The 9,744-nt window shown below is 69.8% G+C and carries 1 protein-coding gene; it reads right to left on the minus strand.

Going from position 1 to position 9,744, the window contains the following annotated elements; genetic code table 11:
* Nucleotides 1-9,744, minus strand: a 9,744-nt coding sequence (locus FHS42_RS35860) for a type I polyketide synthase (RefSeq protein ID WP_184580535.1), incomplete at both ends; no start/stop codon positions are given.

Below are 9,744 nucleotides of genomic sequence, written 5' to 3' on the forward strand. Positions count from 1 at the left end.
CACCATCACCGCCCACAAAACCGGCTGCACCACCTCCACCCGACCCAACGCCACCTCATCACCCAACACATCCCACAACGACCACTCCACGAACGGGCCAAGTGCCTCCGCACACTCCGTCATCCCCGCCGCGAAGACCTCCGAAGCCGCCCACAACTCCCGCGCCATACCCACCCACTGACCACCCTGACCCGGGAACACAAACACCACACCCGAACCCACATCACCAGCAACCCGCCCCTGGAACACACCCGACGCAGGCTCACCCCCCACCACAGCCCGCAACCCCGACAACAACTCCGCACGATCACCGCCAGCCACCACCACGCGGTGATCGAACACAGCACGCGTCGCCACCAACGACCACCCCACACCCAACACATCAACAGTCGAAGCGGCCTCCGCCCACTCCAACAACCGCACCGCCTGACCACGCACCGCCTCAACCGACCTACCCGACAACACCCACGGCACCTCGGTGCCAGCGAGACCGGTCCCGCTACCGCTCCCCGTGCCGCCAGCGGTGGCAGGACCAGCGGCGGATGTGTCCGCCGGGCTCTCCGTCTCCGTGTCGGCTTCGATGATGACGTGCGCGTTCGTCCCGGACACCCCGAAGGACGACACTCCGGCCCGCCGCGGACGGCCCGTCTCGGGCCACGCAGTGGACTCGGTCAGCAGCCGTACGTCGCCCTGGGACCAATCCACCTTCGACGACGGAGCGTCCACATGCAGGGTCCGCGGCAGCACACCGTGTTGCATCGCCATGACCATCTTGATGATGCCCGCGACTCCGGCGGCGGCCTGGGTGTGACCGACGTTGGACTTCAGCGAGCCCAGCCACAACGGCCGCTCATCCAGCCGCCCTTGGCCATACGTCGCCAACAGCGCCTGGGCCTCGATCGGGTCGCCGAGCACCGTGCCCGTACCATGCGCCTCAACCGCGTCCACATCCGCTGCCGACAGCCCCGCGCCCGCCAATGCCTGCCGGATTACCCGCTGCTGCGCCGGACCGTTGGGCGCCGTCAAACCGTTGGACGCGCCGTCCTGGTTGATGGCGCTGGACCGTACGACCGCCAGCACCCGACGCCCCGCACGCCGCGCATCCGACAACCGCTGCACCACCAGCATTCCGGCACCCTCGGCCCACCCCGTGCCATCGGCACCGTCCGCGAACGCCTTGCACCGACCATCCGCCGCTAGTCCGCCCTGCTGGGTGAAACCGACGAAGGTCTCGGGTGTCGCCATGACGGTCACACCACCGGCGAGAGCCATCGTGCACTCCCCCAACCGCAACGCCTGCGCGGCCAGATGCAGCGCCACCAGCGATGACGAACACGCCGTGTCCACCGTCACCGCCGGGCCCTGGAGACCGAGGACGTACGCCACCCGGCCCGAGGCGACGCTCGGTGAGCCTCCGGTCATGAGGTGACCGGTCATGTCCTCGCCCGACCGGCCCGCGACCTGGGCGTATCCGGACTCGAAGGCGCCCACGTAGACACCGACCGGGCTGCCGGCAAGCGACGATGGGTCGATACCCGCGTGCTCCAGCGCCTCCCACGAGGTCTCCAACAGCAACCGCTGCTGCGGATCGGTCGCCACCGCCTCGCGCGGCGAAATCCCAAAGAACCCCGCGTCGAACTCCCCTACGCCGCTGAGGAAACCGCCCTTCGCGGTGACGGAGGCGCCTTCGGCCGCGCCTGAGCCAAGGAGTCCGTCCAAGTCCCAGCCCCGGTCTTCCGGGAAGCCGGCCACGGCGTCCCGGCCATCGGAGACGAGCTGCCACAGCTGGTCCGGGCTCGACACCTCTCCGGGGTAGCGGCAGGCCATGCCGACAATGACGATCGGGTCGTCTGTCACCGGAAGGACAGCCGGCACGGTGCTGATGTCCGCGGCGCGGGGTACGCCCAGGAGTTCGGCCACATGGCCGGCGAGTGCGGTGATCGAGGGATAGTCGAAGGCCAAGGTGGCAGGCAGGCTGAGCCCGGTCGCCGCGGTGAGCTGGTTACGCAACTCCACCGCCGTCAGCGAGTCGAAACCCAGCTCCTTGAACGCCTGCCCGATATCGATCCGAGTGGAGGCGGTGTGCCCCAGTACGGCGGCGACCTGCCCGTGGATCAGCTCGCGCAAAAAGCGCGTACGGTCGTCGGCCGGGACCCCGGCCCAGCGGTGGGCGAAGCTGTCGGCGTCGGGGCGGTCGTCGCCGGCGCTCCGCCGGACCACCCGGCCCACGAGGGATCGCAACACCACGGGGACATCGGGCTGGGCACGCAGCGCCACGCTGTCCAGGCGGGTCAGTGCGACGACCGGTTCACCGACGTTCAGTGCCCGGTCGAAGAGGCCGAGTCCCTGCTCGATCGAGAGCGGTGGCATGCCCGAGGCGTTCATCCGCCGCAGGTCGATGTCGGACAGGGCCGCGGTGAGACCGGCCTCGGGCGACCAGGCGCCCCAGGCCAGCGACACACCGGGCAGCCCGTTGTGGTGGCGCGCCTGCATGATCGCGTCCGCGAAGACGTTCGCGGACGCGTAGTTGCCCTGCCCGGGGCCGCCGAACATGCCGGCCAGGGACGAGAAGACGACGAACAGCGACAGGTCCAGGTCGCGGGTCAGCTCATGGAGATACCAGGTGGCATCGGCCTTCGGCGCGAGCACGGAGTCCAGCCGCTCCGGGGTCAGCGAGCCGATGACACCGTCGTTGACGACACCGGCGGTGTGTACGACGCCCGCCACCGGGTGCTCGGCCAGCAGCGCCGCCACCGCGTCCCGGTCGGAGACGTCGCAGGCCACCACAGTGGCTCGGGCGCCCAGCCCGGACAGGGTCGCGACCAGTTCGGCCGCGCCTTCGGCCCGCTCGCCACGGCGGCTGACCAGCAGCAGGTTCCGAATCCCGTGGGTGCGGACCAGGTGCAGGGCGAGCTGGCTGCCCAGGCCGCCCGTACCGCCCGTGATCAGCACCGTTCCGTCCATGCCCGCGAGGGCGTCGGGCTTGGCCGGCTCGGCGGTGGTGTGCCGGACCAGCCGGGGGACGAGAATGCTGTCGCCGCGCAGTGCGAGCTGAGGCTCACCGGTCGCGTCCGCCCGTACCAGACTCCCGAGGTCCGGGCCTGTTCCGGCGGCCACATCGCGCAGCTCGTCCGGGGCGCCCGGGGCTTCCAGGTCGACCAGGGTGATCCGGTCGGGGTTCTCCGTCTGGGCCGAGCGCACCAGACCCCAGACGGCGGCGGCTGGCAGGTCGGCCAGCGGATCGCCGGGGCCCGTGGTGACCGCGGCCCGGGTCACCACCATCAACCGGGTTGCCGCGTACCGCTGTTCGGTCAGCCAGTGCCGCAGCTGCTCCAGCGTCCAGGCCGTGACGTCATGCGTCGCTCGGACGACCGAGTCGGGCCCGCAGTGGTGCGGCACGGCGAGTACCACGCGTGGCGGTACGGGCGTCCCCTCGTCGAGCGATGCCGTCAGCGCGGGCAGATCGATGTGGTGGCCGCCCCCGCCCACGACGGTCCAGTGGTCGCCCGGCAGGGCCGGGCCCGGCCCGGAAGTGTGCGTCAGCTCGGCCCACCGGGGTACGAGTACGGCCGTATCGTCGAGTCCGTCCCTGATGTCGGTTTCCGACCAGGGGCGGGTCAGCACCGATCCGATCGACAGCACGGGCTCTCCCGCGCTGTCCGTGACCGCGACGCTGATCTCGTCGCGGCCTGTCCGGGTCAGGCAGGCCCGTACTCGCGTCGCGCCGGAGGCTCGCAGTACGAGGCCGGTGACGTGGAACGGCAGCCGCGCCTCTTCTTCGGCTTCTTCATTCAGCACCCGCTGTGACGGCGATGGTGTGTGCGGCGCGGCGAACATCGCCGCGCGCAGGACGGCATCGAGCAGCGCCGGATGCATTCCGAACGCCGCGGCCCGATCCGTCTGGCTTTCCGGCAACGCGACCTCTGCCCACACCCGCTGCCCCTGGGCCCAAGCCCTGGTCAACCCCTGGAACACCGGCCCGTACGTCACCTCGTGATCCGGACTCTCGGGTCCGGTGGCGTGCGTCTTCGCGATGTCGACGGCCGTAGTCCCGGCAGGCGGCCACTGCGAGCCCACTGTGCCGAACTCGATGTCATCAGTGGTGGACGGCGCCGCGCTCAGTACACCCGTCGCATGCCGGGTCCATACCTCGCCACCGTCGGGGCGGGAGTGGATCGTGACCGTCCAGCCGCGCTCCTGCTCGGTAAGGGCGACCTGAAGCCCACAGCCACCCTGAGCAGGGATGACCAGTGGTGTCTCCAGGGCCAGTTCACCCAGGTGAGCGCAGCCCACCGTGTCCCCCGCGCGGACCGCCAGCTCCACGAAGCCGGTCGTGGGAAAGACCGCTTGCCCCCGCACCACGTGTTCGGCCAGCCAGGGGTGCGAGAGGAGCGACACCCTGCCGGTGAACAGCGTCCCACCGGAGTCGGGCAGGGAGACCATCGCACCCAGGAAGGGGTGTTCGGCCGGTGTGAGCCCCGCACCCAGCACGTTCCCGACCGCAGCCGGGGCGTCGGGCCAGTACCGCTGACGTTGGAACGCGTACGTCGGCAGCTCCATGCGCCGGGCCCCGGCGAAGAACGGCTCCCAGTCGAGTGGGATGCCCTGGACGAACAGCCGGGCCACCGCCGTGACCAGTGCGGTGTCCTCGGGCTGGTCGTCACCGCGCAGCAGGGCTACGGCGGTGACGGCCTCGGTGCAGGTGTGCTGCGCCATCGCAGCCAGGGCACCATTCGGCCCCACCTCAATCAGCGTCCGTACACCCAACGACTCCAACCGCCGCACACCATCAGCGAACCGAACCGTCTCCCGCACCTGACGCACCCAATACGCCGGAGCAGAGAACACCTCCGCATCCACCAACTCCCCCGTCAACGCCGACACCACCGCAATCCGCGGCGCACCCCACACCAACGTCCCCAAAACCTGCTCAAACTCAGCAAGCATCGGCTCCATCAACGGCGAATGAAACGCGTGAGAGACCCGCAGGCGGTTCGTCCGCCGCCCTCGGCCCACGAACTCCTCGGCAATACGCGTGACCTCATCCTCATTACCGGCGAGAACCAGCGACCCAGGCGAGTTGACCGCGGCAATCGACACCCCCGCAGTCAACAACCCGGCAACCTCGTCCTCACTGGCCTCCACCGCCACCATCGCCCCACCGGCAGGCAACGCCTGCATCAACCCACCACGCGCCGCCACCAACCGACACGCATCCCCCAACGACAACACACCCGACACATGCGCAGCAGCAATCTCACCCACCGAATGACCCAACACATAATCCACAACCACACCCCACGACTCCACCACCCGAAACAACGCCACCTCCACCGCAAACAACGCCGGCTGCGCCCAACCCGTACCCTCCAACAACCCCGCATCCCCACCCCACATCACCTCGGTCAACGACCGACCCACATGCAACTCCAACTCAGCAACCACCACATCCAACGCCCCCGCAAACACCGCCGAAGACTCATACAACCGCCGCCCCATACCCAACCGCTGCGCACCCTGACCACTGAACAACACCCCCACACCCGAGGTGGCTCCGGCGGGCTGCCCCTGGAGCGTCGGTTCCCCCGCCGAGCAGGCCCGCAGACCATCGAGCAAGGCATTCCGGTCGGCGCCGACGATCGCCGCGCGGTGGTCGAGGGGAGACCTGGTCGTCGCGAGCGACCACGCCACGTCCCGTGGGTCGAGGGTGGGCCGGGCCTCCGCCCACTGCAACAGGCGGGCAGCTTGGGCCCGTACCGCTTCCGCCGTCTTCCCCGACAGCACCCACGGCACCACACCTACGGGAACGGCCAGACCATCCGCCAGCCCCCCGACAGACCCAACAGGCTCAACCGGCTCAACCGGCTCAACCGGCTCAACGACAGGCTCGGGCGCTTCCAAAATGACGTGCGCGTTGGTCCCCGACACCCCAAAGGACGACACACCCGCCCGACGCGCACGACCCGACTCCGGCCACGCAGTCGCCTCGGTCAACAACCGGACGCTCCCCTGCGTCCAGTCCACCTTCGAGGACGGGGCGTGCACGTGCAGCGTGGGCGGCAGCACACCGTGCCGCATCGCCAACACCATCTTGATGATGCCCGCCACACCCGCCGCAGCCTGCGTATGACCGATGTTCGACTTCAATGAGCCCAGCCACAACGGCCGATCCTCCGGCCGCCCTTGACCGTACGTAGCGATCAGCGCCTGCGCCTCGATCGGGTCGCCAAGCACCGTGCCCGTACCATGCGCCTCCACCACATCCACCTCAGCAGCAGACAACCCAGCACCCGCCAACGCCTGCCGAATCACCCGCTGCTGCGCCGGACCATTCGGCGCCGTCAAACCATTCGACGCACCATCCTGATTCACCGCACTCGACCGCACGACCGCCAACACCCGACGACCCTCACGCCGCGCATCCGACAACCGCTGCACCACCAGCACGCCAGCGCCCTCGGACCACGCGGTGCCATCGGCACCGTCCGCGAACGCCTTGCACCGACCATCGGCGGCCAGCCCGCCCTGCACCGAGAAGCCGACGAACGCCTCGGCCGTCGCCATGATCGTCACACCGCCGGTGAGGGCCATCGTGCACTCGCCCGACCGCAACGCCTGCGCGGCCAGATGCAACGCCACCAACGACGACGAACACGCCGTGTCCACCGTCACCGCCGGGCCCCGCAGGCCCAGCGTGTACGCCACGCGCCCGGACAGTACGCTCTGCGAGCCGCCGGTGACGAGGTGACCGGACATGTCCTCGCCCGACCGGGCCGCCACTTCGGTGTAGCCCGAGGGGATCGCGCCGATGAACACCCCGATGGGGGCCTCGGCCAGGGAGGCCGGGGCGATCCCTGCGTGTTCGAGCGCTTCCCACGAAGTCTCCAGCAGCAAGCGCTGCTGCGGGTCCATGGCGAGCGCCTCACGCGGCGAGATCCCGAAGAACCCCGCGTCGAACTCCCCTGCGTCATGGAGGAAGCCGCCCTCGGCGGTGACCGAGGCGTTGGGGCCCGTACCGTACAGCTCGTCCAGGTCCCAGCCCCGGTCGGTGGGGAACTCCGACACCGCGTCCCGGCCCCCGGTGACCAGGCTCCACAGCTCATCGGGGCTCGCCACCCCGCCGGGCAGCCGGCATGCCATTCCGACGATCACGATCGGGTCGTCGTCGGCCGGTACCAGGCGCGGTGACACCGGACCCCCTGCCACGTCACCCACCGGGGTGGTAGGGCTGTCGAGCCGTTCGGTGAGGTGACCGGCGAGTCCCGCGATCGTGGGGTAGTCGAACACGAGGCTGGCGGGCAGGCTGAGCGCGGTCGTGGCGACGAGGCGGTTGCGCAGTTCCACCGCCGTGAGCGAGTCGAAGCCAAGCTCCTTGAATGCCTGGCCGACATCGACGCGGTCCGGTGAGCTGTGTCCCAGTACGGCCGCGACATGGCCACCGATCAGACCGTGCAAGAAGCGCGGGCGCTCCCCCACCGGTATCCCTGCCCATCGACGTCCGAAGTCCGTCAGGGCGAAGCCGTCCGCGCTCTGCTCTCTGCCACCGGACAGCGCCTCGACGGCCTCGGGGAGTTCCGACAGCAGCGGACTCGGACGGGCCGCCGTGAACGCGGGGGCGAACCGGGACCAGTCCATGTCCGAGACCGTCAGGGTCGTGTCGTCGTCGTGCAAGGCGCGCTGAAGCGCCACAAGAGCCAGCTTCGGCTTCAAGGGCAGGACGCCCAACCGCCGCAGATGCGCGGTTTGTACAAGGTTGTCAACGGACATGCCCACCTCGGCCCAGGCACCCCATGCCACCGACAGGGCGGTCTGCCCGCGAGCCCGGCGGTGGGCCGCCAGGGCGTCCAGGGCGGCGTCGGCGGCGGCGCAACCGACCTGGCCGGCGCTTCCCCATGTCGCGGTGCCCGAGGAGAACAGCACGAAGGCGTCCAGTTCCAGGTCACGGGTCAACTCGTCCAGATGTGCGGCGCCGGTCACCTTGGCGCGCAGTTCGGCCGTGACATGGTCGGCTGTCACCGTGTCGAGGTCCGTCAGGGCCTGGCGTACGCCGGCGGCGTGGACGACCATGCGCAGTGTGTCCCGGACGGACTCCACCACCTCGGAGAGCGCGTCGCGGTCGGCGACGTCGCAGGCCACTACGGTGACCCGGGCACCCAGCCGTTCTAGATCGGCGCGGGACGTCCCGGCTCCCTCGGCGTCCGGGCCGCTTCTGCTGAGCAGCACCACGTGTTCAGCACCGCGCTCGACCGCCCAGCGTGCAACGAACGTTCCCAGACCGCCGGTTCCGCCGGTGATCAGCGTGGTTCCGCCGGTGCGCCAGGGCGCCGGGGTCGTACCGTCGAAGCCCGTGCCTCGTCCGTCCGGGCCGCCTGGTACGAAGGGGCCCGTCGATGCCCGGACCAGCCGGCGACCGAACACACCGTCGTCCCGTACCGCGACCTGGTCCTCGCCCCGTTCGCCGGCCAGCACCGACGTCAGCCGCCCCGCCGCCCGTTCGTCGAACATTTCGGGCAGGTCCACCAGGCCGCCCCACTGCGCGGGCCGTTCAAGCGCGGCCACTCGGCCGAGGCCCCACACGCCGCCCTGCCGGGGGCTGGTGAGCGGATCGCGGCGTCCCACGGACACCGCGCCCCGGGTCACCGCCCACATGGGGGCGGTGACCCCGGCGTCCGCGAGTGCCTGGACGAGGACGAGCTGCGACACCACCGGCTCGGACTCGCCTAGCGCCAGAAGGGACAGGACACCGGCGCAGGCGTGCTCGGACAGCCGCGCCGCCAGCGCGGCACGGTCGTCAGCGCCGTCGTGCACCATCGCCACGGTCCGAGGTCCCATGGCAGCCACTACGGCAGCCACCCACGGGTCCTCGTCCATGTCTGTCGGGACAACGACCAGCCACGGCTCGGACGGCACGCAGACCGGGGAGGCCGATATGTCCAGCCGCTGCCAGGACTCCCGGTAACGCCAGGCGTCCACAGCGCTGTTGTCACGGCTGCGTTCGCGCCACGACGACAGGGCGGGGACCATGGACGACACCATGCCCGTGTCCAGCTCCAGTGTGTTGGCGAGGGCGTCGATGTCCGCGCGCTCCACGGAGTCCCAGAACTCCGCGTCCGCTGTGGCCTGCTGGTCGGGGTCCGATCGCCGGCCCTCGTCGGTCCAATACCGCTGGTGCTGGAACGCGTACGTGGGCAGTTCGACCCGGCGAGCATCGAGATCACCGGCGAAGATCGACCGCCAGGAGACGGGCACGCCGTGGACGAACAGTTCGGCCAGCGAGGCCACCATCCGCCGCGAACCACCCTCACCCCGGCGCAAAGTGCCCACAACAACACCCTCGATGCCAGCGGACACGGCGGACGCGTCCAAGATCTCCTGGAGCGACGTGGTGAGTACAGGGTGCGGACTGACCTCGACAAACACCCGTCGACCATCCGCGATCAACGCCTGAACAGCCTCCTCGAAGCGGACCGTCTCGCGCAGATTACGCACCCAGTACGCCGCATCAGCCGCACCAACATCCAAAAGCCCTCCGGTAACAGAGGAGTACACCGGCACCGACTGTGCCTGCGGACGCACCGACGCCAACTCTTCCAAAAGCCGGTCCCTGATCTCCTCCACCTGCACCGAATGCGAGGCGTAATCCACCGCAATCATCCGGGCACGGACACCGTCCGCCTCACACTCCGCCACCAACTCCCGCAACGCCACCACATCACCCGACACCACCACCGACAACGGACCATT

The sequence above is a fragment of the Streptomyces zagrosensis genome (genome assembly GCF_014203645.1).
In the GTDB taxonomy this organism is placed as follows: domain Bacteria; phylum Actinomycetota; class Actinomycetes; order Streptomycetales; family Streptomycetaceae; genus Streptomyces; species Streptomyces zagrosensis.